Genomic DNA, 23,539 nt, shown 5'->3' with positions numbered 1-23,539 from the left:
TCGCGGCGGCGTCGAGGCATCCGTCATCCACGCACGGGAAATCCGCCAGCCCGGCCCGAAAAATGATGCTGCGCCGCCGCAGCCGCGTGTTAAAATCCATGCCCTTTCAAAGACTTCCCGCTTCCATGTCCCGCGCCATCCGCAATATCGCCATCATCGCCCACGTCGACCACGGCAAGACCACGCTGGTCGACCAGTTGCTGCGCCAGTCCGGCACCTTCCGTGAGAACCAGCAGGTGGCCGAACGGGTCATGGACTCGAACGACATCGAGAAGGAACGCGGCATCACGATCCTGTCGAAGAACTGTGCCATCCAGTATGGCGATACCCACATCAACATCGTCGACACCCCGGGCCACGCTGACTTCGGCGGCGAGGTCGAGCGCGTGCTGTCGATGGTCGACAGCGTGCTGCTGCTGGTCGACGCGGTCGAAGGCCCGATGCCGCAGACCCGCTTCGTCACCCGCAAGGCGCTGGGGCTGGGCCTGAAGCCCATCGTCGTGATCAACAAGATCGACCGTCCGGGCGCGCGTCCGGACTGGGTGATCAACCATACCTTCGACCTCTTCGACAAGCTCGGCGCCACCGACGAGCAACTGGACTTTCCGGTGATCTACGCTTCCGGCCTGAACGGCTTCGCGATGGAAAGCCTCGACGACGAGCGCAAGGACATGCGCCCGCTGTTCGACGCCATCCTCAAGTACGTGCCGGCGCCGGAAGTCGATGCCGAAGGCCCGCTGCAACTGCAGATCTGTTCGCTCGACTACTCCACCTACATGGGCCAGCTCGGCATCGGCCGCATCAAGCGCGGCCGCATCCGCCCCAACCAGGAACTGGTGGCGATGTACGGCGACGAGAACCGCGGCAAGGGCAAGGTCAGCCAGATCCTCACCTTCAAGGGACTGGAGCGCTCGCCCGCGGAATTCGCCGAAGCCGGCGACATCGTGCTGGTGGCGGGCATTGCGCAGGTCAACATCGGCGTGACGCTGTGCGACCCGGACTGTCTGGAAGGCATGACCCCGATCGCGGTCGACGAGCCGACGCTGACCATGAACTTCATGGTGAACAGCTCGCCGCTGGCCGGCCGCGAAGGCAAGTTCGTCACCAGCCGCCAGATCCGCGAGCGCCTGGAAAAGGAACTGCTGAAGAACGTGGCGCTGCGGGTGAACTACACCAACGATTCCGACGTGTTCGAAGTCTCCGGCCGCGGCGAACTGCACCTCACCATCCTGCTGGAAAACATGCGCCGCGAAGGCTACGAGCTGGCGGTGGGCCGTCCGCGCGTGGTGTACAAGGAAATCGACGGCGTGAAGTGCGAGCCGTTCGAAATGCTCACGGTCGATGTGGAAGAAGACCACCAGGGCGGCGTCATGGAAGAACTCGGCCGCCGCCGCGGCGAACTGCAGGACATGCAGCCGGACGGCAAGGGCCGCGTGCGCCTGGAATACCGCATCCCGGCGCGTGGCCTGATCGGCTTCCAGGGCGAGTTCCTGACCATGACGCGCGGCACCGGCCTCGCCTCTCACGTGTTCGACGACTACAGCGCCATGGCCGGCGCCATGGCCGAGCGCCGCAACGGCGTGCTGATCTCGCAGAACGACGGCGAGGCCGTGGCCTACGCGCTGTGGAACCTGCAGGATCGCGGCCGCATGTTCGTCAGCCCCGGCGAGGCGCTGTACGAAGGCATGATCATCGGCATCCACACCCGCGACAACGACCTCGTGGTGAACCCGATCAAGGGCAAGCAGCTCACCAACGTGCGCGCTTCCGGCACCGACGAAGCGGTGCGCCTGATCCCGCCGATCTCGCTGACGCTGGAATCCGCGATCGAGTTCATCGCCGACGACGAACTGGTCGAGATCACGCCCAAGAGCATCCGCCTGCGCAAGCGGCATCTGAAGGAAACCGACCGCAAGCGCGCCGCGAAGGCCGAGGCCGCATAAGCCCTGCCTTTCGCCGCACGCCGCCACAAAGCCCTGCCGATTCGCACCGGCAGGGCTTTTTCGTCTGCGGGCCGGGCTCGCGCATGCCGGCCGCGCTCCGGATGCGACACGGGACGGGGTAAACGAAAAAAGGCGCCAAACTCCGGCGCCTTTTGCAGGTTGCAGCGGTCCGCCATGCGGACCGGCCCATCATTTTTCCTTCTTCTTTTCGGCTTCGCCGGTGCTGAAGCGATCGGCCAGGTAGGCCGCGAATGCCGGGCCGGTCTCGTGATGGCGCAAGCCGAGTTCGACCGTGGCCTTCAGGTAGCCGAACTTGGAGCCGCAATCGAAGCGCACGCCGTCGAACTGGTAGGACAGCACCGCCTCCTCCCTCAGCAGCGAGGCGATCGCGTCGGTGAGCTGGATTTCGCCGCCGGCGCCGGGCTTGATCGCGTGCAGGTGGTCGAAGATGCGGGGCGTCAGGATATAGCGGCCGACGACGGCCTGGGTGGTCGGCGCCTCTTCGGGCTTGGGCTTCTCGACGATGCCGGTGACGCGCTGCACGTTGCCGGACTGGCTCTCGGTACTGACGATGCCGTACTGGCGCGTGTCCTGCCGCGGCACGTTCATGGTGCCGAGCACCGAGCAGCGGTTGTAGTTGTAGACATCGACCATCTGCTTCATGACCGGGGCGCCGCTCGGGTTTTCGAGCAGGTCGTCGGCGAGGATGACCGCGAACGCCTCGTCGCTGACGATGTGCTCCGCGCACAGCACCGCATGCCCCAGCCCGAGCGCCTCGGCCTGGCGGGTATAGATGCAGTTGACGTCCTTCGGCACCGTCTTGCGCACGATCTCGAGCAGTTCCTTCTTGCCGCGCGCCTCGAGTTCGGTCTCGAGTTCGTAAGCCTTGTCGAAATGATCCTCGATCGAACGCTTGGTGCGGCCGGTGATGAAGATCATGTCGGTGATGCCCGCCGCCACCGCCTCTTCCACCGCGTACTGGATCAGCGGCTTGTCGACGATCGGCAGCATCTCCTTGGGGCTTGCCTTGGTGGCGGGCAGGAAGCGCGTGCCCATGCCTGCCACGGGGAAGACTGCCTTGGTGACTTTCTTCATGGTTGCTCTACTCCGGGTAGTTCCAGGTTGGTGCTGCAATGAATCCAGGTGAATCCTTCGCCGGCCGGCCTCAGCCCGCGCCCGCCAGCATGGCCATCAATCCTTCCTCGTCGAGTACCGCGATGCCCAGTTCCTGCGCCTTGGCGAGCTTGGACCCCGCTTCCGCGCCGGCCACCACGTAGTCGGTCTTCTTCGATACCGATCCGGCGACCTTGCCGCCCTGGGCCTCGATCAGCGCCTTGGCCTCGTCGCGGCTCAGCGTGGGGAGCGTGCCGGTCAGCACCAGGGTCTTGCCGATCAGGCGCCCGCTGGCCGCCGCCGACGGTTCCCCCTCTTCCCACTGCACGCCCGCAGCGCGCAGTTGCTCGATGACTTCGCGGTTGTGCGGCTCGCCGAGGAACTCCGCGATGGATCTGGCGACGATCGGGCCCACGTCGGGCACCTGCTGCAATGCCGCCTCTTCGGCCTGCAGCAGCGCATCCAGGTTGCCGAAATGGCGCGCCAGGTCGCGCGCGGTGGCCTCGCCGACGTTGCGGATGCCCAGCGCGAAGATGAAGCGTGCGAGCGTGGTGTTGCGGCTCTTGTCGATCGCGGCCAGCAGGTTCTGCGCCGACTTCTCGCCCATGCGCTCGAGGTTGGCCAGCGCGAGGATGCCGAGCCTGTAGATGTCGACCGGCGTCTTGACGATGGCGGCATCGACGAGCTGGTCGACCAGCTTCTCGCCCAGCCCGTCGATGTCCATCGCGCGGCGGCCGGCGAAATGCAGCAGCGCCTGCTTGCGCTGCGCCGGGCAGAACAGGCCGCCGGTGCAGCGCGCCACCGCCTCGTCCTCGCCGCGCACGACGTGCGAGCCGCACACCGGGCAGGTGGGATAGCGCGCCAGCAGGTCGAAGCGCGGCAGTTCCCCCGTGCGGCGTTCGACGATGGGCGCCACGACTTCGGGGATCACGTCGCCCGCCCGGCGCACGATCACCCAGTCGCCGATGCGCACGTCCTTGCGGTCGATCTCGTCCTGGTTGTGCAGCGTGGCGTTGTTGACGGTGACGCCGCCGACGAAGACCGGCTCCAGCCGCGCGACCGGCGTCAGGGCGCCGGTGCGGCCGACCTGGACCTCGATGCCGCGCAACAGCGTGACCGCTTCCTGCGCAGGATACTTGTGCGCCACCGCCCAGCGCGGCTCGCGCGTGACGAAGCCGAGCCGCTGCTGCAGGGCCAGGGAATCGACCTTGTAGACGACGCCGTCGATGTCGAACGGCAGGCTGTCGCGCAGGGCATCGATGCGCGCATGGAATCCGGCCAGGCCGTCCGCGCCCTGCAGCACCTCGCGGTGTTTGCACACCGGCAGTCCGTGTTCCTGCAGCGCATCGAGCACGCCCGAATGGGTCTCCGGGACCTGCCAGCCCACCGTCTCGCCCAGCCCGTATGCGAAGAAGGACAGCGGCCGCCTCGCGGCGATGCCGGGGTCGAGCTGGCGGATGCTGCCCGCGGCGGCATTGCGGGGATTGACGAAGGTCTTCTCCTCTGCCGCGAGCTGGCGCGCGTTCATGCGTTCGAAGTCGTCGCGGCGCATGTAAACCTCGCCGCGCACCTCCAGCACCTCCGGCGCGGCGCCCTTCAGGCGCAGCGGGATCGCCCGCACGGTGCGGATGTTCTGGGTGACGTCCTCGCCGGTTTCCCCGTCGCCGCGGGTGGCTGCCTGGACCAGTACGCCGTGCTCGTAGCGCAGATTGATCGCGAGGCCGTCGAACTTGAGTTCGGCGGCGTATTCGACCGGCCCGTCATCCTCGCCCAGCCCCAGTTCGCGCCGGATGCGGGCATCGAACGCATATGCGCCGCTCGCCTCGGTATCGGTTTCGGTGCGGATCGACAGCATCGGCACGCGATGGCGCACCGGCGTGAACTGCGCCAGCGGTTTGCCGCCGACGCGCCGGGTCGGGGAATCGGGCGTGCAGAGTTCCGGATGGTCCGCCTCCAGCGCTTCGAGTTCGCGGAACAGGCGGTCGTATTCGGCATCGGGCACCGTCGGCGCGTCGAGCACGTAATAGGCGTGGTCGTACCGCGCGATCTCCGCGCGAAGTGCTGCGGCGCGCTCCGCCGCGTTGGATTCGCCGCTCATCACACGGCGAAGAGGCGTCGGGCGAGGTCTCCACCGGCTGGGATGCCGTAGCTCGCCATGCGCTCCTGGAACTGCGCGATCTGGCTGCGGATCATCCCCGCGGCCTCGGCGCCGAACGGCGCCCGGTTGTCGTCGACCACCGCCCCCGACAGCCCTTCGGCGAGGCCCGCCGCGGTGCGCATCATGCGGTCGAAAGCCTCCGGCCCGTTCTCCACGCGGGGGACGTCGATCACCAGCGTCAGGCCATGGGTCAGCAAGCCGTGCATGCCGCCGGAGGCAAACAGGCCCGGCTCCAGATTCCCGAGCGTGAACAGTGTGTTGCCCTGGCCGTCCTGGGCGTGGAAGCAGCCGTCGCCGGCGAGCCTGAGATCCTGCTGGCCGGCGACGGCCTCTATCCTGTCGCCTTCGAACTGGTTGCTCGTCGCCACGACGTTCACGCCGATCTGCACATCGACGTCGGCACAGATACGGTCCAGTTCGGTCGCTGCGCGCAGCACTTCGACACGGGACGGCAGGCCGGCCGGCAGCGCCATGAACTGGTCGGCGATGCGCTGCACGCCGCCGGAAAAGCGCATGAAATCCACCTCGCCGATCGGGCCGCGGCGATCCACCAGTTGCATCGCCGCGCAAAACCAGTGGCACTTGCCCGCGCTGTGCTCACCCAGCGGACGCCACAGGTTTTCGGCGTCGTCGAAGCCGAACCAGCGCACCGCCTTGCTCAGCCCTGCCAGTTGGTCGCGCTGGGCCGTCCAGACGCGCTGGACGTCCAGCAGTTCGATCGCTTCCAACTGGATGATGCAGTCGGTCTGCGTGCCGAGCATTTCCGGCGGCTGCGGCGCGGTCCGCGTGACCGGGGCTTCGCGCACCCGGCGCGGTTCGTCCGCAGCGGCGGGCGGCGGCGCATCGAAGCTCGGCTCGGTGCGTTCGCCGTCGGCCCCGCCGGCGCGGGGCTCCAGCAGCACGTCACGGTGCTCGGACTTGAAGGCTTCTTCCGCGCGGCGCCGGTGCTTGCGTTCCTGCCACTTGTTGTAGCCGATGATGAGCACGACCGCCGCAACGCCCGCGCCTATCAGTGCAACCTGCAGTTCGCTGTCCATAGGTTTTTCCGAATCAATATCTTCTTGCTTTCACGCTGCAGCCGGTTCGGCCAGGCGCAGCGCTTCTTCGATGTCTACTTCCACCACGCGGGAGACGCCCTGCTCCTGCATCGTCACGCCGACGAGCTGCTGCGCGAACTCCATCGTGATCTTGCTGTGGCTGATGAAGATGAACTGCGTCTGCGATGACATGCGCTTGACCATGTTCGCGTAGCGTTCGGTGTTCGTATCGTCCAGCGGTGCATCCACCTCGTCAAGCATGCAGAACGGCGCCGGATTGAGCTGGAACATCGAGAACACCAGCGCGATCGCCGTCAGTGCCTTCTCGCCGCCCGACAGCAGGTGGATGGAGGTGTTCTTCTTGCCGGGCGGCTGCGCGACGATCTGGACGCCGGCATCCAGGATCTCGTCGCCCGTCAGCACCAGCTCGGCGCGCCCGCCTCCGAAAAGCTGCGGGAACAGGGTGCCGAACTGGCGATTGACGGTATTGTAGGTTTCCTGCAGTTGCTCGCGGGTTTCGCGATCGATGCGGCGGATCGCGTCCTCGAGCGTTTCGATCGCCTGCAGCAGATCTTCGGTCTGCGCGTCGAGGTAGCCCTTGCGCTCGGTCGCCGCGCGCAGTTCGTCCAGCGCGGCGAGGTTCACCGCACCCAGTTCGGCGATCTCGCGCGCGAGGCGCGCCACTTCCCGCTGCAGGCCGGTTTCCTTGAGGTCGGGCGTGAGCAGCGGCGCAAGCGCTGCCTCGTCGGCCTCGGCTTCCGCCAGCCGCTCGTCGAACTGGCTGGCGGCAAGCTCGGCGGCCTGCACCGCCAGCCTCAGCTCGGCCACGCGGTTGCGGATCGGCGCGGCTTCCTGCTCGGTGCGCAGGCGCATTTCCTCGGTCTGGCGCAGCGTCGCCGCGGCCTGCTCCAGCGCATCACGGCGCGCCGCGAGGGCTGATTCCCGGCTCGTGCGCAGGCCGAGCGCGGTCTGCAGCGCCTCGCGGCTGCGGGCGTCGTCGGTGGCCTCAAGTTCGCCGTGGCGGGCCGTCCGTTCCGCGGCGATGCGCTCGATCTGCTCCGCGGCGAGCTGCAGGTTGCGGCCGATGTCGTCGAGCTTGCCGGCGCATTCACGCTCGGAGAAGCGCGCTTCCTGCAAGTCGCGCCCCGCGGCCTGCTCGAGTGCGCGCAGTTCGCGCAGGCCCTGCTCGCGCTCGCTCAGCACCCCGGCGGCGGCATCCAGCCGCTCGCGCTGGAGCTGCGCCAGTTCGTCGGCGCGGGCCTGCTCGAGTTCGGCGCGGGCGAGATGCTCGCGTTCGGTCGATTCGAGATGGACGAGGTCGTCGAGATCGCGCTGCAACTGGGCATGGCGCTCGTCGGCGCGGCTGCGGGCCTGGGTGAGCTTGAGCAGTTCGACCTGCTCGGCGTGCAGCCGGCCTTGTGCGCTCTGGGTCTCGCGGCGCAGCGCATTGACGCGCTCCTGCATCGCGGCGGCATCGGCTTCGGCCGCGAGCAGCGCATCGTGCGCGGTGCCGGCTTCTGCTTCGAGCGCGTGCTGCTGTCCGGCCAGCGCATCGATTTCGCGCTGGCGCTCCATGACGCCATGGGTGCGGCTGTCGGGCGCCAGGTGGATCAGCGCATCGCGGGTGAGCACCTGGCCGTGCAGCCCGGCCAGCATCGCGCCGGCCGGCAGCGCGGCATGCTGCGGCAGCCAATCCTCGATCCGCCCGACGGCGAACGCACCGTCCAGGAAGTCCGCCACCAGCGGCCGCAGGCCCGGGTCCGGCACCGAAACGTGATCGGCGAGCGGGCGGCATGAAGGCGGCAGCCCGTCGCCGGAAGCGGAGGGCACGATGCTGCGCAGCGTCGCAAGCAGGGCCGCGGAAGATCCGCCGGAAGCAGCCGGGCGTCCGGCTTGCGCCTCCCCCGCCTCGGCCGGAGCGTCCGCCGCTGCGGCGCCGGCGCGAAGGGCGAGCGCGAGCGACTCCGGCGGCGCTTCGTCCAGCATGGTCCGCGCCACCGCCTGCGCGCCGGCGGCATCCGGCGCCACCAGCGCGGCGAGCCTTTCGCGCAGCACCGCCTGCACGGCGGCCTCCCAGCCTTCCTCCACCCGCAGGCTGCGCCACAGGGGCGGGAGGGACTCGAAACCGTGGCGCTTGAGCCAGTCGCCGAGCTTGCCCTGGGACTGCACGCGCGCCTGCAGTTGCACCAGCGCATCGCGCCGTGCGCGCAGTTCGGTGAGCCGCCGCTGCACCGCGCGTTCATGATCGAGCGCGGCCTTCAGCGCGGCCTGTGCCGCGGGCAGGCTGCCCTGAAGGCCGGCGAGTTCCTGCTGCTGGGCTTCCAGGGCATCCTGCAGCGTTTCGAGGCGCGCTTCGCGTTCGGCGATCTCGAGCGCATCCGGGCCCACGATGCCGCCGCGTTCGGCCTCCAGCCGGCCGCGCCGCTGCTGCAGGGCGTCGAGCGCACGCATGGCGCTGGCACGGTTGGCTTCCTCGACCCGCAGTTGCTGTTCGGTCTGCGCCAGCTCGCGGCGTGCCGTGCTCATCGTCGCGTCGGCGGCGTGGCGGGCGGCCTCCACGTCGGGCAGACGATCGGCGATCTCGGCATGGCGCGCTTCGGCCTGCTCGGCGCGCATCGCGGCGTTCTCCGCGAGTTCGCTCCAGCGCTCGCGCTCGCCCGCCAGCGATTCGCGCCGCGCCGTCCAGTGCGCATGATCGACGTCGAGCTGCGCCAGCCGCGCCTCGAGCCGCTTGCGCGCCTCGCCCAGATGCTGCAGCTCGGTCTCGAGCCGGGTCACCTCGGCGCCGGCCGCGAAGAGATCGCTCTGCGCGGCATGCACCGCCTCGGACGCGGCGAAGTGCGCCTCGCGGGCGGTTTCGACCGCGGCTTCCAGTTCCTGCACGCGCGCATTGTCCGCGTCGATGCGGGCGGTGTTGCGATTCAGCTCTTCGGCAAGCTGCCGGTGCTCCGCCTGCGCCTCGTTGCGCTTGAGCAGCCACAGCAACTGCTGCCTCTGCACGTGCGCCGCGTTGAGCGTGTGATAGCGCGCGGCAACCTCGGCCTGGGCCTCCAGGTGGCCGATGCGTTCGCCGAGTTCCATGCGGATGTCGTCGAGGCGGGCGAGGTTGTCGCGGGCATCGGTCAGGCGTCCCTCGGTTTCCTTGCGCCGCTCGCGGTATTTGGTGACGCCGGCGGCTTCCTCGAGAAAGCCGCGGATTTCCTCCGGCCGCGCCTCAATGATGCGCGAGATCATGCCCTGCTCGATGATCGCGTAGGCGCGCGGCCCCAGGCCGGTACCGAGGAAGAGATCGATGACGTCCTTGCGGCGCACATGGACGTTGTTGATGTAATAGGTGGACTCGCCGCTGCGGTCCAGTACCCGCTTGACGGAGATTTCCGCATAGCGCGACCACTGCCCCGACGCGCGCCCTTCGTGGTTGTCGAACACCAGTTCGACGCTGGCGCGGGAAACCGGCTTGCGCGTGGTCGAGCCGTTGAAGATCACGTCCTGCATCGACTCGCCGCGCAGCGCCGAGGCGCGCGTCTCGCCCAGCACCCAGCGCACCGCGTCGATGATGTTCGACTTGCCGCAGCCGTTCGGCCCCACGACACCGACGAGGTTGCCCGGCGTCAGCACGGTCGTCGGATCGACGAAGGTCTTGAAACCGGCGAGTTTGAGCTTCGAAAGGCGCACTTCTGGAGGAACGGGGCGTTCTGGAGGGCGATGGAGGTGCCGCGAGCGCATCGGACGCCGGCGGGGCGCGCCATGATAACATCGTCCGTCTTCCCCACTGCCCCGCCCGTCCGCACCGATGGGCGGAAATTGTTCCAAAGTGAATCCGAACCTCGACCGCCTCCAGCCCTATCCGTTCGAGAAGCTGCGCGCACTGTTCGACGGCATCGCGCCGCCCGCGGGCCTGAAGCCGATCCGCCTGTCGATCGGCGAACCGCAGCATCCGACGCCCGGCTTCATCCGCCAGACCCTGGCCGACAACCTCGGCGGGCTGGCGACCTATCCCACGACCCTGGGCAGCGACGCGCTGCGCGGCGCCATCGCCCGCTGGCTGGAGCGCCGCTACGGCCTGCCCTGGATCGATCCGGCGGTGCAGGTGGTCCCGGTGAATGGCTCGCGCGAGGCCCTGTTCGCATTCGCGCAGTGCGTGGTCGACGGCAGCCGTCCCGGCGCCAGGGTCGCGAGCCCCAACCCCTTCTACCAGATCTACGAGGGCGCGGCCCTGCTTGCCGGTGCCGAGCCCGTGTTCCTCAACACGCTGCCGCAGGACGGCTTCGCCTACGATTTCGACGCCGTGCCGGACGCCACCTGGCGCGACGTGCAACTGGTCTATGTGTGCTCGCCGGGCAACCCCACCGGCCATGTGCTGGGCCTGGACGAATGGAAGCGGCTGTTCGAGCTGTCCGACCTCCACGGTTTCGTGATCGCCGCCGACGAGTGCTATTCGGAGATCTACTTCGACGATGGCGCCAGGCCCATCGGCGGCCTGGAGGCGGCCTGGCGCCTGGGCCGCACCGACTTCCGCAACGTGGTGATGTTCTCCAGCCTGTCCAAGCGCTCCAACGTGCCCGGCATGCGCTCGGGCTTCGTCGCCGGCGATGCGCGCATCCTCGCCGAGTTCCTGCGCTACCGCACCTATCACGGCTGCGCGATGAATCCGGCGGTACAGGCGGCGTCGGTGGCCGCCTGGAACGATGAGGAGCACGTCGCCGAAAACCGCCGCCTGTACCGCGAGAAGTTCGCCCGCATCGTGCCGATGCTCAAGCCCTGGCTGGCGACCGACGTGCCGGATGCCGGCTTCTACCTGTGGGCCGGCGTGCCGCAGGGCCTGCCGGACACCGATTTCGCCCGGCGTCTGCAGGCTGAATATAATGTGACCGTCCTGCCGGGCAGCTACCTCGCCCGCGAAGCCCACGGAATCAATCCCGGCGCCGGCTTCGTCCGCATCGCGCTGGTGGCCGACACGCACGAATGCGTGGAAGCGGCCGAGCGCCTCATCGCCTTCTGTCAAAAACTCTGAGAGACCCGTGTTCATGCAAGCTCTGCAAAACATCATCGACGACGCCTTCGAAAATCGCGCGAACCTGTCGCCCTCGTCCGCTCCGGCGGGGATCCGCGACGCCGTGGAACAGGTCATCGCCGGCCTGGATGCCGGCACGCTGCGCGTAGCCGAGAAGAAGGAAGGCCAGTGGGTGGTGAACCAGTGGATCAAGAAGGCGGTGCTGATTTCGTTCCGCCTGCGCGACAACGAGCTGATGCCCGCCGGCGCGCTGAACTACTTCGACAAGGTGCAGACGAAGTTCGGCGACTACACCCCGGAGCAGTTCCGCGCCGGCGGCTTCCGCGTCGTGCCGCCCGCCACCGCGCGCAAGGGCAGCTACATCGGCAAGAACGTGGTGCTGATGCCGTCGTACGTGAACATCGGCGCCTACGTCGACGAAGGCACCATGGTCGACACCTGGGCCACCGTCGGCTCGTGCGCGCAGATCGGCAAGAACGTGCACCTGTCCGGCGGCGTGGGCATCGGCGGCGTGCTGGAGCCGGTGCAGGCCGGCCCGGTGATCATCGAGGACAACGTCTTCGTCGGCGCCCGCTCCGAGGTTGTGGAAGGGGTCGTCATCGAGGAAAACGCCGTGCTGTCGATGGGGGTCTACATCGGCCAGAGCACCAAGATCTACGACCGGGAAACCGGCGAGGTCACCTACGGCCGCATTCCGGCCGGCGCGGTCGTGGTGCCGGGCAGCCTGCCGTCGGCCGACGGCAAGTACAGCCTGTACTGCGCGGTGATCGTCAAGAAGGTGGACGCCCAGACGCGCGCGAAGACCGGCATCAACGAACTGCTGCGCGGCGCCTGACGCGCCGGGGCGCGGCGACGGCAGTGGCCGCCTGCGCAGGCCCGCCGTTTTCGCCGCCCGGCATGCGTCGGCCGCAGCACCCCGCCACGGGTCAAGGAGTCCGAACCGGATGATCTTCGACAGTCTGTTCCAGTTGATGGCCGACAAGCAGGCGTCGGACCTGTTCATCACCGCCGGTGCCCCGATCAACATCAAGATCCAGGGCCACACGATGCCGATCAACCAGCAGATCATGGAACCATCCGTGGTCCAGCGCATGGTTGCCGAGGCCATCACGCCGGAGCAGATGGCGCGGTTCCAGCGCGAGCGCGAGCTGAACCTGTCGTTCGGGCGGCGCGACCTGGGGAATTTCCGCGTCAATGTCTTCTGGCAGCGCAACTCGATGGCGATCGTGGTGCGCTTCATCCAGAGCGAGATCCCGACCGTTTCGGAACTCGGCCTGCCCGACGTCCTCACCGAGCTGGTGCTCGAGAAGCGCGGCCTGATCCTGGTCGTGGGCGCCACCGGCTCGGGCAAGTCGACGACGCTGGCGTCGATGCTCGATCACCGCAACCGCCACAAGCCGGGCCACATCCTGACGGTCGAGGACCCGATCGAATACCTCTTCCAGCATCGCAAGTCGGTGGTCAACCAGCGCGAGGTCGGCATCGACACGCTGAGCTGGGAAGAAGCCCTGCGCAACGCGATGCGGCAGGCGCCCGACTGCATCCTGATCGGCGAGATCCGCGACCGCGAAACCATGCAGGCGGCCCTGGCCTATTCGCAGACCGGCCACCTGTGCCTGGCGACGCTGCATGCCAACAACGCCTACCACGCGCTGAACCGCATCATCAACTTCTTTCCGCTCGAGAACCGGCAACTGCTCTATCTCGACCTCGCCGTGGCCCTGCGCTGCATCGTGTCGCAGCGCCTCGTGCGCAAGCCCGACAGCAAGCGCACGCCGGCGGTCGAGATCATGATGAACACGCGGCACATCGCCGAGCTGATCGAACACGGCAGCGTCAACGAGATCAAGGAGGCAATGGAGCAGAGCCTGGCGCCCGGCTCCCAGACCTTCGAGCAGGACCTGTTCCGGCTGTACCACGAAAAGGTGATCTCGCTCGACGAGGCGCTCGCCAATGCCGACTCCCCGACCAATCTGTCGTGGCTGATCAACAATGCCAAGTTCGATGACGAAGGTCTGAAGACCGGCCCTGCCGCCAACAGCTCGCTGGTCAGTTTCGAGGGGAACCAGCAGGACGGCCCGTCCTTCGCCGAACTGACGCTCAACCTCGACCAGGACTCCGAGCGCTAGCCACCGCACGGCTCGCTCCTCCACCTTTTCCACGACAACGATGTCCTCCGACGACCCGACACTCGCCCTGGCCCGCGAACTGATCGCGCGCCACTCCGTCACCCCCGACGATTCTGGCTGCCTGGACGTCATCGCGGCGCGCCTGGCGCCGCTCGGCTTCGCCTGCGAACGCATCGACGGCGGCGGCGTTTCCAACCTGTGGGCCCGGCGCGGCCGGGCACAACCCGTGCTGTGCTTCGCCGGCCACACCGACGTCGTCCCGACCGGCCCGCTCGACGCCTGGGCGACGCCGCCGTTCGAGCCGACCATCCGCGATGGTGTGCTGTACGGACGCGGCGCTGCCGACATGAAATCCTCCCTCGCCGCCTTCGTCGTCGCCATCGAGCGTTTCGTCGCCGCGCATCCCTCGCACGCAGGCAGCATCGCGCTGCTGCTCACCTCCGACGAGGAAGGGGCCGCCACGCACGGAACGGTCAAGGTCGTGGAAGCGCTGGCCGCCCGCGGCGAAAGGCTGGACTACTGCATCGTCGGCGAGCCGACCTCGGTCGCCGTGCTGGGCGACACCATCAAGAACGGCCGGCGGGGCTCGCTGTCGGCCACGCTGCGGGTGAAGGGGCTGCAGGGCCACGTCGCCTATCCGCATCTGGCGCGCAATCCCGTCCATCGGTTCGCGCCCGCGCTGGCCGAACTGGCTGCGACGAAATGGGACGAGGGCAACGAGTTCTTCCCGCCGACGACCTGGCAGGTCTCGAACATCCACGCCGGCACCGGCGCGAACAACGTGATCCCGGGCGTATGCGAGGTCATGTTCAATTTCCGTTTTGCCTCGGTGTCGAGTGCCGAAAGCCTCGAGGCCCGCACCCGCGAGGTGCTCGACCGCCACGGCCTGGAATACGAGATCGACTGGCACCTGTCGGGCAAACCCTTCATCACCGGCCGCGGCAGGCTGGTGGCGGCGCTGTCGGACGCCATTCGCGAAACCCTCGCGGTGGACACCGAGCTGTCGACCACCGGCGGCACCTCCGACGGGCGCTTCATCGCCGACATCTGCCGCGAGGTGGTGGAATTCGGGCCGGTCAACGCGTCGATCCACAAGGTGAACGAACACATCGCCGTCGATGCGCTCGCCCCGCTTGCCGCCGTGTACGAACGGGCGATGGCCAGGCTGCTTGCCTGAACCGCGCCGCCCCGGCCTTTTCGCCGCCTTTCTTTCCGCGGCGGCCGTCCGGCTGCCGCCATCATGAGAACGACACCATGACCGATGCGATCCACGACCACGATCATCATCACGACTGCGATTGCGATGAGGATCACGAACACGAGCACGGCCCGCTCGCCGAACTCGTCACCGTGCGGGACTGGCTGCGCTACGCGGTGACGCGCTTCAACCGCGCCCATGTCTTCTGCGGCCACGGCGTCGCCGACACCTACGACGAGGCCGTCTGGCTGATCCTGGCCACGCTCGCGCTACCGCTCGACCGCCTGGAGCCCTTCCTCGACGCCTGCATTCCCGCCGGTGAGCGGGGCCCGCTGTTCGAGGCCATCGAACGCCGTGCGGTGGATCGCGTACCGACCGCCTACCTGGTGGGCGAAGCCTGGCTGGGCGACTTCCGTTTCGCCGTCGACGAGCGGGTCATCGTGCCGCGCTCCTTCTTTGCCGAGCTGCTGGAGGATGGCTTCGCCCCGCTGGTCGAGGACCCCGACGAGGTAACCCGCGCCCTCGACCTGTGCACCGGTTCGGGCTGCCTCGCCATCCTGATGGCGCACGCCTTTCCCGGCGCGGCGATCACCGCGGCGGACCTGTCGGACGACGCGCTCGACGTGGCGCGCCAGAACGTGGCCGACTATGGCCTGGAGGATCGCATCGAGCTGGTGAACAGCGACGTCTTCGATGCCCTGGAAGGCCGCCGCTACGACCTGATCCTGAGCAACCCGCCCTACGTCACCGCCGACGCGATGGACGCCCTGCCCGCCGAATACCTGCACGAGCCGCGCATGGCCCTGGCCGCCGGTGCGGATGGGCTGGACGTCGTGCGCAGGCTGATCGCCGGGGGTGCCCGCCACCTCAACCCTCATGGCATCCTTGCGGTCGAGGTCGGGCACAATCGACGACTGGTGGAACGAGCCTTCCCCGACCTGCCGTTCAACTGGCTGTCGACGCGCGGAGGCGACGACATGGTGTTCGTACTGCACCGGGAGGATCTGCCCGGCGCTGCGGGCTGAACCCCGGCTTCATCGCGTCGGGGCAGGGCCAGACTGAATCGCAATCATCGTTAGATCGCCGCTGCCGGGGAGAAGCGAGATGTCCAACAATCGACCCATCCTCATCATCGAGGACAATCCGGACGACGAAGCCCTGACGCTGCGCGCCTTCGGCAAGCACGGCATCAGGAACCCGATGGTGGTGGCCCACGACGGGATCGAGGCGCTCGAGTATCTCTTCGGCGCGGGCAGCCAGCCGGCCGTGCTGCCGGCAGTCGTGCTGCTGGACCTGAAATTGCCGCGGATGGACGGTCTCGAAGTGCTGCGGCGCATTCGCGCCGACGAACGCACCGCGCTGCTGCCGGTGGTGGTGCTCACCACCTCGCGCGAAGACCTCGACGTGCAGCAGGCTTACCGCCTCGGCGCGAACAGCTACATCCGCAAGCCGGTGGATTACGAGCGCTTCCTGCAGGCGATAAATCTCATCGGCCAGTACTGGCTGGCGCTCAACGAGACGGTCGATGCCAAGGTGGGCAGCGCCTACTGAGGCCCTCGCGATGGCCTCGGCAGGCTACGCGGCGGCGGATCGCCACAGCCGGATGCCGCGGCAAACCGGTCGCGGCCCATCCACCATCTATTTTCCCGCGGCCTTCAGCTCGTCCTCGATGTCGCCGGCGATCGACTCCGGCGCCGAGGTCGGCGCGTAGCGCCTGATCACCCTGCCCTGCGGATCGACCAGGAACTTGGTGAAGTTCCATTTGATCGCCTCGGTGCCGAGCACGCCCGGCGCGGCGCTCGTCAGATGGCGATACAGGGGATGGGCATGTTCGCCATTGACCTCGATCTTTTCCGACAGCGGGAAGCTCACCCCATAGTTCTTCTCGCAGAACGCCCCGATCTCGGCAGCGGTGCCGGGCTCCTGCGCGCCGAACTGGTTGCAGGGAAAACCGATGACGCTGAAGCCCCGTGCCGCGAATCTTTGCTGCAGCGCCTCCAGCCCAGCGTACTGCGGGGTGAAGCCGCATTTGCTGGCGGTATTCACGATGAGCAGCACCTTGCCGCGATGGACCGCCAGCGGCATGGGCGCGCCATCGAGGCTGCGCGTTTCGAAATCGAATACCGTCGTTTCGCTCATCGTGATTCTCCCGTTCAAGCCGGTTTCAGGCGACTTCGTCGATCCAGGCTTGCTGGATGCCTTCGAGGATGCGCTCCCCGCAATGCGTGGGGTCGTCGTCGAATTCGGGCAGCGCCAATACCCAGTTCATCAGATCGACGAAATTGATCTTCAGCGGATCGACGTCGGGATGCGCGTCGGCGAGCTGGATCGCGATTTCCTGCACCTCCGTCCACTTCATCAGTGCTTGCCCTCCCTGGCCATGTTGATCGTGTAGCGGGGGATCTCGATCACCAGCGGCGTGTCGCCGACCACCACCTGGCACGACAGGCGCGACTGCGGCTCCAGGCCCCATGCCTTGTCGAGCAGGTCTTCCTCCTCTTCTTCGGCGGACGGGAGGGTTTCGAACCCCTCGCGTACGATCACGTGACAGGTGGTGCAGGCGCAGGACATCTCGCAGGCGTGCTCGATGTAGACGCCGCCGGCGAGCAGGCTTTCGCACACCGACTTGCCGCGCTCGGCCTCGATCACGCTGCCATCGGGACAGAGTTCGACATGGGGAAGGACGATGATCTGGGTCATGTTTTCAGAATGATTCGTTGCGAGGTCAAACCTCGAATTCATCCACCTTGTGGCCGGCCAGCGCGCCGCGGATGCTGTTGTCCATGCGGCGGGCGGCGAAGTCGTCGGTGGCTCGGGCGAGCGCGTCGATGCCGGCCTTGATCGCACGGTGATCCCGCTCCCGGCACAGCTCGCGCAGCGTCGCGATGCACTGCCCGATGGCCGTGCGTTCTTCGTCGGACAGCAGCGCGCCGTCCTGCGCCATCGCATGCTCGGTGGCCTCGATGACGCGTTCGGCCTCGACCTGCTGCTCGCGCAGCGCGCGTGCCAGCATGTCGTCGCCGGCATGCTCGACGCCGGACTTCAGCATGCCGGCGATCTCGCTGTCGGTCAGGCCGTAGGACGGCTTGACCAGCACGCTGGCCTCGACGCCCGAGGACATCTCGCGCGCCGACACCGACAGCAGGCCGTCCGCATCCACCTGGAAACTCACCCGGATGCGTGCCGCGCCCGCCACCATCGGCGGGATGCCGCGCAGCTCGAAGCGGGCCAGCGAGCGGCAGTCCGACACCAGCTCGCGCTCGCCCTGCACCACGTGGAAGGCCATCGCGGTCTGCCCGTCCTTGAACGTGGTGAATTCCTGCGCGCGGGCGATGGGCAGCGTGGAGTTGCGCGGAATGACCTTCTCGGTGAGCCCGCCCATCGTCTCCAGCCCGAGGGACAGCGGGATCACGTCGAGCAGCAGCCAGTCGTCCTCGTCCCTGCGGTTGCCGGCGAGCACGTTGGCCTGCATGGCCGCGCCGAGCGCGACGACCTTGTCGGGATCGAGGTTGGTCAGCGGTTCCTGGCCGAAGTACTCGGCCACCGCGCGCTGGATGTGCGGCATGCGGGTCGCGCCGCCCACCATCACCACGCCCTTGACCTCGTCCGGCGCCAGGCCGGCATCGCGCAGCGCCTTGCGTACCGGGACCAGCGTCTTCTGCACCAGGTGGCGCGTCATCGCGGTGAACTCGTCGCGGGTGACAACCAGGTTCACCTCCTCGCCGGAGCGGAGCATCGCGTGGACCGACGCCTCTTCGCAGGTGCTGAGCAGTTCCTTGGCCTCGCGCGCCTTCATCTGCAGCCGGCGCGCGTCTTCCAGCGACGGCGGGGCGATATCTGCGTTGTCCAGTATCCAGCAGAACAGGCGATGGTCGAAATCGTCCCCGCCCAGCGCCGCGTCGCCGTTGGTGGACAGCACCTCGAACACGCCGCGCGACAGTTTCAGGATGGACAGATCGAACGTGCCGCCGCCCAGGTCGTACACCGCATAGACGCCCTCGGCGGCGTTGTCCAGCCCGTAGGCCACCGCCGCCGCGGTCGGTTCGTTGAGCAGGCGCAGTACCGGCAGGCCGGCGAGCATGGCCGCATCCTTGGTCGCCTGGCGCTGCGCGTCGTCGAAATAGGCCGGCACGGTGATGACCGCGCCGACGAGTTCGCCGCCCAGGCTCGCTTCCGCCCGCCTGCGCAGGGTGCGCAGGATCTCGGCCGAGACTTCGACCGGGCTCTTGACCCCCTGCACGGTGCGAAGGCGCACCATGCCGGTGCTGTCCTCGAAGTCGTATGGCATGGTCTCGACGTGGGCGACGTCCTTCAGGCCGCGGCCCATGAAGCGCTTGACCGAAACGATCGTGTTCTTCGCATCCGTCGCCTGCGCGGCCATGGCCTTGTGGCCGACGTCGATGCTGCCGTCGCCGCGGTAGCGCACGACCGAGGGCAGCATGGGGCGGCCGGTTTCGTCCGCGAGGCAGACCGCGATGCCGTTGCGTACGGTCGCGACCAGCGAATTCGTGGTGCCCAGGTCGATGCCCACGGCGAGCCGGTGCTTGTGCGGCTCGGCGGACATGCCGGGTTCGGCGATTTGCAGCAGGGCCATGTGGGTGTTCCGTGCCGTTCTTTATTCTTCGAGGGCCAGCAGGGCCTCGTCGATCTCGTGTTGCAGCCTGTCGATGAACATCAGCCGACGCACGGTGTCGGCCGCGGCCGTGTAGTCACGCGCTTCGTCCAGTTGCCGCGCCAGCCCGTCCCTGACGTCCCGGGCGTGGAGCCGGAGGCGGTGGTGAAGCTGCTCCAGTTCTTCCACCTCGCCGGCCTCGCGCGCCTCCTCGACGGCCTCGCGCCATTCCATCTGTTCCATCAGGAACTCCGGCGACATGACCGTGTTGGTTTCCAGCGCCGTATCGACCCTCGCCAGCTCGAGCAGATACTGCGCGCGCTCGAGCGGCTTCTTCAGGATGCGGAAACCTTCGTTCACCCGCGTCGCCCACTGCATCGACAGGCGCTTGTCGACGTCGGGCAGATGGGCGTAGCGATCGGGGTGGACCTGGGATTGCAGCTCGTGCCACGCCGCCTCCAGCGCCGACTCGTCGATGGCGAACTGGCGCGGCAGGCCGAACAGGGTGAAGTAGTCCTGCGTCAGATCGATGCTCATGCCCGTGAGCTTGCGTCAGACGTTGAAGCTCTCGCCGCAGCCGCACTGATCCTTGACGTTCGGGTTGTTGAACTTGAACCCTTCGTTGAGGCCCTCGCGGACGAAGTCGAGTTCGGTGCCGTCGAGATAGGGCAGGCTCTTCGGATCGACGATGATCTTCACGCCGTGGCTCTCGAACACCATGTCCTCGCCCTGCGTCTCGTCGACGAACTCGAGCTTGTAGGCCATGCCGGAACAACCCGAGGTCTTGACGCCCAGGCGGATGCCGACGCCCTTGCCGCGCCTGGAGATGAAATTGGAAACGTGCTTTGCTGCGTTTTCGGAAAGCGTGACAGCCATGGTTCTCTCCCGCTCGTGAATCAGGCTTCGTGCTTCTTCTTGTAGTCGGCGACCGCCGCCTTGATCGCATCCTCGGCCAGGATGGAGCAGTGGATCTTGACCGGCGGCAGCGCGAGTTCCTCGGCGATCTGCGTGTTCTTGATCTCGAGCGCCTGGTCGAGCGTCTTGCCCTTCACCCACTCGGTGACCAGCGAACTCGAGGCGATCGCCGATCCGCAGCCGTAGGTCTTGAACTTGGCGTCCTCGATCACGCCGTCCCTGCCGACCTTGATCTGCAGCTTCATCACGTCGCCACAGGCGGGCGCGCCCACCATGCCGGTGGCCACGCCTTCCTCGTCCTTGGCGAAAGAGCCGACGTTGCGGGGGTTTTCGTAGTGGTCCAGGACCTTTTCGCTGTAGGCCATTTTATTTCTCCTGCTGTCTTTGTGATCTCTGTGTCGGGGGTTCGTTCTATGCGGTCTGCCGAGGTCTCTAGTGGGCGGCCCACTGGACGGCGTCCAGGTCCACACCGTCCTGCACCATTTCCCACAGCGGCGACAGTTCACGCAACTTGCCGATCTTCTTGTGCAGCAGGTCGATCGTGTAGTCGATCTCTTCCTCGGTGGTGAAGCGGCCCAGCGTGAAGCGGATCGAGCTGTGCGCCAGTTCGTCGTTGCGCCCGAGCGCGCGCAGCACGTAGGACGGCTCAAGGCTGGCCGAGGTGCAGGCCGAGCCGGAAGACACGGCGATGTCCTTGATCGCCATGATCAGCGACTCGCCTTCCACGTAGGCGAACGAGATGTTCAGGTTGTGCGGCACGCGGTGCTCCAGGTCGCCGTTGACGTAGGTCGCCTCGATGTCGGTCAGCCCTTTCAGCAGCTTGTCGCGCAGGCGCCGGATGCGGGCGTTTTCCTCGGCCATCTCTTCGCGTGCGATGCGGAAGGATTCGCCCATGCCCACGATCTGGTGCGTCGGCAAGGTGCCCGAGCGCAGGCCGCGCTCGTGGCCGCCGCCGTGCATCTGCGCTTCCAGGCGCACGCGCGGCTTGCGGCGCACGTAGAGCGCGCCGACGCCCTTGGGCCCGTAGGTCTTGTGCGCGCAGAAGCTCATCAGGTCCACCTTGAGCTTTTCCAGGTCGATGTCGACCTTGCCGGTGGCCTGCGCCGAATCCACGTGGAAGACGATGCCCTTCGCGCGGCAGATCTCGCCGATCTCGGCGATCGGCTGGATGACGCCGATCTCGTTGTTCACGAACATCACCGACACCAGGATGGTGTCCGGGCGCAGCGCGGCCTTGAATGCGTCGAGGTCGAGCAGGCCGTTTTCCTGCACGTCGAGATAGGTGGCTTCGAAGCCCTCGCGCTCCAGTTCGCGGAAGGTGTCGAGCACCGCCTTGTGCTCGGTCTTCAGCGTGATGACGTGCTTGCCCTTGCCCTGGTAGAAATGCGCCGCGCCCTTGATCGCGAGGTTGTTCGATTCGGTCGCGCCCGAGGTCCAGATGATCTCCTTCGGGTCCGCATTCACCAGCTTCGCGACCTCCTCGCGCGCCTCCTCGACCGCCTTCTCGGCTTCCCAGCCGAAGGCGTGCGAACGACTCGCCGGGTTGCCGAAGTGCTCGGTCAGCCAGGGAATCATCTTCGCGGCAACTCGCGGGTCCACCGGCGTGGTGGCCGAGTAGTCGAGGTAGATCGGGAACTTCAGCATTGCGTCTCTCCGCAGGTACGTGTTGTGCAGATGTCTTTCGAACTTCAGACCGCGATCGCGGCCAGATTCTTCAATTCGCCGACGATGCGGCCGAAGGTGGCGACGAAGCGCTCGACCTCCTCCGCCGTCGTGTCGCGCCCCAGGCTCACGCGCAGGGCGCCCCGCGCCAGCTCGGGCGACACGCCCATCGCCAGCAGGGCGTGCGACGGTTCCGGATCGGCGCTGGAACATGCCGAACCGCTGGCGCAGGCAAAGCCCGCGCGGTCCAGCTTGCCCACCAGCGTCTCGCCGTCGATGCCTTCGACGGCAAAGAACGAGGTGTTCGGCAGGCGCGCCGCGCCGGCCGAGAACACCTTCGCGCCCCAGGCCGGCAAGGCCGCCTCGACCCGGTCGCGCAAGGCTGCCAGCCGGACGGCCTCGCCGTCGCGGCGGCTCACCGCGCGCTCGCAGGCCACGCCGAAGCCGACGATGGCGGCGACGTTCTCGGTGCCGGAACGCAGCCCGCGCTCCTGCCCGCCGCCGGCGATCAGCGGCGCCAGTTCGACCCGCTTGTCCACCACCAGCGCGCCCGCGCCGAGCGGGCCGCCGATCTTGTGCGCCGACAGCGTCATCGCATGAACGCCCAGCGCACGGAAATCCAGCCCGACCTTGCCCAGCGCCTGCACCGCGTCGGAGTGGAACCAGGCGCCCGACGAGCGCGCCTCGCGCGCCAGCGCGGCGATGTCCTGCAGCACGCCGGTCTCGTTGTTCGCCGCCATCACCGACACCAGGGCCGGGCGCGCGGCCAGCACCGCGCGCCAGTCGTCGGCATCGATGCGCCCTTCGCCATCGACGGCGATCTCGCGCAGGGTCCAGCCGCTGCGGCGCAACTGCCGGGCCGGTTCGCGCACGCAGGGGTGCTCGATGGCGCTCACCGCCACCGTGCCCGGCTTCTGCACCGAGGCCGCGCCCTTGATGAACAGGTTGTTCGCCTCCGAGCCGCCACTGGTGAAGATCACCTCGGTCTGGTGCGCACCGACCGCGGCCGCGACCTTCGCCCTCGCCTCGTCGATGGCCGCCCTCGCCTGCCGGCCGTACTCGTGGCGGCTGGAGGCGTTGCCGTAGCGCATCTCGAGCCACGGCAGCATGGCCTCGCGCACCACCGGATCGAGCGGCGTGGTGGCGTTCCAGTCGAGATAGGCCGGGGCGAACATGCAGATCGGGCTCTCAGGCGGCAGCGGCTTCGCGCACGACGATGCCGGCGCGGCGGCGGATGTTCTTCAGCACCGCCATGTCGGCGTCGGGCTTGACCTCGCGATTGACCAGCGCGCTCAGCGTCACCGAATCCAGGTAGGCATACATGCGCTTGTTCAGGTTCGCCCACAGGTCGTGGGTGGCGCAGCGATGCTCGTCGCGGCAGTTCTGCTTGCCGCCGCACTGGGTGGCATCGAGCGGCTCGTCCACCGCGATGATGATGTCGGCGACGGTGATCGCATTCATTTCACGCGCCAGGCGGTAGCCGCCGCCCGGCCCGCGCACGCTCGACACCAGCTTGTGGCGGCGCAGCTTGCCGAAAAGCTGTTCGAGATACGACAGGGAGATCTTCTGCCGCTCGGCAATCCCCGCCAGCGTCACCGGCCCATCGGTCTGGCGCGCGGCCAGATCGATCATCGCAGTCACGGCGAAACGCCCTTTGGTCGTCAGTCTCATGATGAACCCTCGATTTCGGCAGATGTTGCCGGATCAATACCCGAACAATTCGCTCGACTATACTTAACCCGACAAAAACAGTCAACT

Annotated in this window: 21 protein-coding genes; 7 read left to right on the top strand and 14 right to left on the bottom strand. The window is 67.6% G+C overall.

The genetic code is table 11. The features are described from left to right. Positions 1-125 precede the first annotated feature (125 nt). Positions 126-1,943, top strand: a complete 1,818-nt coding sequence (gene typA, locus CCZ27_RS08500; protein WP_096447311.1) for a translational GTPase TypA — start codon at positions 126-128, stop codon at positions 1,941-1,943. Positions 1,944-2,132: 189 nt separating this feature from the next. Here typA and galU read toward each other — a convergent pair whose 3' ends face one another. The 4 genes from galU to CCZ27_RS08480 form a co-directional block, all read right to left on the bottom strand. After that, on the bottom strand, positions 2,133-3,038 hold the full coding sequence (galU, locus tag CCZ27_RS08495) for a UTP--glucose-1-phosphate uridylyltransferase GalU (RefSeq protein ID WP_096447309.1): 906 nt from the start codon (positions 3,036-3,038) through the stop codon (positions 2,133-2,135). Positions 3,039-3,108: 70 nt separating this feature from the next. Further along, entirely contained in the window at positions 3,109-5,154 is a 2,046-nt protein-coding gene (gene ligA / locus CCZ27_RS08490) for an NAD-dependent DNA ligase LigA (protein ID WP_096447307.1), read from the bottom strand. After that, positions 5,154-6,251 (bottom strand): cell division protein ZipA, encoded by a 1,098-nt coding sequence (locus CCZ27_RS08485; protein ID WP_096447305.1) that lies wholly within the window; start codon positions 6,249-6,251, stop codon positions 5,154-5,156. Before CCZ27_RS08485 ends, ligA begins: the two co-directional genes overlap by 1 nt. 30 nt (positions 6,252-6,281) lie before the next feature. Further along, positions 6,282-9,926: a chromosome segregation protein SMC gene (locus CCZ27_RS08480; protein ID WP_232516605.1), complete on the bottom strand. Its 3,645-nt coding sequence runs from the start codon at positions 9,924-9,926 to the stop codon at positions 6,282-6,284. A gap of 139 nt (positions 9,927-10,065) precedes the next feature. On the opposite strand from CCZ27_RS08480, the gene dapC reads away from it, so the two are divergent. The 6 genes from dapC to CCZ27_RS08450 all read left to right on the top strand — a co-directional run bounded on the left by dapC (position 10,066) and on the right by CCZ27_RS08450 (position 16,143). Next, positions 10,066-11,265, top strand: coding sequence for a succinyldiaminopimelate transaminase (gene dapC, locus CCZ27_RS08475; RefSeq protein WP_096452349.1), 1,200 nt, complete (start codon positions 10,066-10,068; stop codon positions 11,263-11,265). Positions 11,266-11,278: 13 nt separating this feature from the next. Further along, the gene (gene dapD, locus CCZ27_RS08470; RefSeq protein ID WP_096447301.1) at positions 11,279-12,100 is read left to right on the top strand and encodes a 2,3,4,5-tetrahydropyridine-2,6-dicarboxylate N-succinyltransferase; all 822 of its coding nucleotides are present in this window, start codon (positions 11,279-11,281) and stop codon (positions 12,098-12,100) included. Between the two features lie 109 nt (positions 12,101-12,209). Continuing rightward, the gene (locus CCZ27_RS08465; protein ID WP_096447299.1) at positions 12,210-13,394 is read left to right on the top strand and encodes a PilT/PilU family type 4a pilus ATPase; all 1,185 of its coding nucleotides are present in this window, start codon (positions 12,210-12,212) and stop codon (positions 13,392-13,394) included. 40 nt (positions 13,395-13,434) lie between these two features. Next, positions 13,435-14,571 carry a succinyl-diaminopimelate desuccinylase gene (gene dapE, locus CCZ27_RS08460; protein WP_096447297.1) on the top strand — a complete coding sequence of 379 codons (1,137 nt, stop codon included), beginning with the start codon at positions 13,435-13,437 and terminating at the stop codon, positions 14,569-14,571. Positions 14,572-14,648: 77 nt separating this feature from the next. Next, positions 14,649-15,617, top strand: coding sequence for a 50S ribosomal protein L3 N(5)-glutamine methyltransferase (gene prmB, locus CCZ27_RS08455; RefSeq protein ID WP_096447295.1), 969 nt, complete (start codon positions 14,649-14,651; stop codon positions 15,615-15,617). Between the two features lie 79 nt (positions 15,618-15,696). Next, on the top strand, positions 15,697-16,143 hold the full coding sequence (locus CCZ27_RS08450) for a response regulator (protein ID WP_096447293.1): 447 nt from the start codon (positions 15,697-15,699) through the stop codon (positions 16,141-16,143). 87 nt (positions 16,144-16,230) lie between these two features. Here CCZ27_RS08450 and CCZ27_RS08445 read toward each other — a convergent pair whose 3' ends face one another. From CCZ27_RS08445 to iscR, 10 genes are all read right to left on the bottom strand, one after another. Further along, complete coding sequence (locus CCZ27_RS08445; protein ID WP_096447291.1) at positions 16,231-16,731, bottom strand: glutathione peroxidase; 501 nt, start codon at positions 16,729-16,731, stop codon at positions 16,231-16,233. Between the two features lie 25 nt (positions 16,732-16,756). Further along, the gene (gene iscX / locus CCZ27_RS08440) at positions 16,757-16,951 is read right to left on the bottom strand and encodes a Fe-S cluster assembly protein IscX (protein ID WP_096447289.1); all 195 of its coding nucleotides are present in this window, start codon (positions 16,949-16,951) and stop codon (positions 16,757-16,759) included. Continuing rightward, positions 16,951-17,292 (bottom strand): ISC system 2Fe-2S type ferredoxin, encoded by a 342-nt coding sequence (gene fdx, locus CCZ27_RS08435; protein WP_096447287.1) that lies wholly within the window; start codon positions 17,290-17,292, stop codon positions 16,951-16,953. The genes iscX and fdx overlap by 1 nt, the downstream gene beginning before the upstream one ends. Positions 17,293-17,317: 25 nt before the next feature. Next, on the bottom strand, positions 17,318-19,186 hold the full coding sequence (gene hscA / locus CCZ27_RS08430) for a Fe-S protein assembly chaperone HscA (protein WP_096447285.1): 1,869 nt from the start codon (positions 19,184-19,186) through the stop codon (positions 17,318-17,320). A 21-nt stretch (positions 19,187-19,207) separates the two neighbouring features. Next, entirely contained in the window at positions 19,208-19,741 is a 534-nt protein-coding gene (hscB, locus tag CCZ27_RS08425) for a Fe-S protein assembly co-chaperone HscB (protein ID WP_096447283.1), read from the bottom strand. Positions 19,742-19,756: 15 nt separating this feature from the next. Continuing rightward, on the bottom strand, positions 19,757-20,080 hold the full coding sequence (iscA, locus tag CCZ27_RS08420) for an iron-sulfur cluster assembly protein IscA (protein ID WP_096447281.1): 324 nt from the start codon (positions 20,078-20,080) through the stop codon (positions 19,757-19,759). A 20-nt stretch (positions 20,081-20,100) separates the two neighbouring features. Next, positions 20,101-20,484, bottom strand: a complete 384-nt coding sequence (gene iscU, locus CCZ27_RS08415; RefSeq protein ID WP_096447279.1) for a Fe-S cluster assembly scaffold IscU — start codon at positions 20,482-20,484, stop codon at positions 20,101-20,103. 67 nt (positions 20,485-20,551) lie between these two features. After that, complete coding sequence (locus CCZ27_RS08410; protein ID WP_096447277.1) at positions 20,552-21,763, bottom strand: IscS subfamily cysteine desulfurase; 1,212 nt, start codon at positions 21,761-21,763, stop codon at positions 20,552-20,554. A 44-nt stretch (positions 21,764-21,807) separates the two neighbouring features. After that, on the bottom strand, positions 21,808-22,956 hold the full coding sequence (locus CCZ27_RS08405; RefSeq protein WP_096447275.1) for a cysteine desulfurase family protein: 1,149 nt from the start codon (positions 22,954-22,956) through the stop codon (positions 21,808-21,810). A 13-nt stretch (positions 22,957-22,969) separates the two neighbouring features. Beyond that, on the bottom strand, positions 22,970-23,452 hold the full coding sequence (gene iscR, locus CCZ27_RS08400) for a Fe-S cluster assembly transcriptional regulator IscR (protein ID WP_096447273.1): 483 nt from the start codon (positions 23,450-23,452) through the stop codon (positions 22,970-22,972). Positions 23,453-23,539: the final 87 nt, after the last annotated feature.

The organism is Thauera sp. K11 (genome assembly GCF_002354895.1).
Classification (GTDB): domain Bacteria; phylum Pseudomonadota; class Gammaproteobacteria; order Burkholderiales; family Rhodocyclaceae; genus Thauera; species Thauera sinica.
This window is presented reverse-complemented; position numbering and strand designations above follow the sequence as displayed.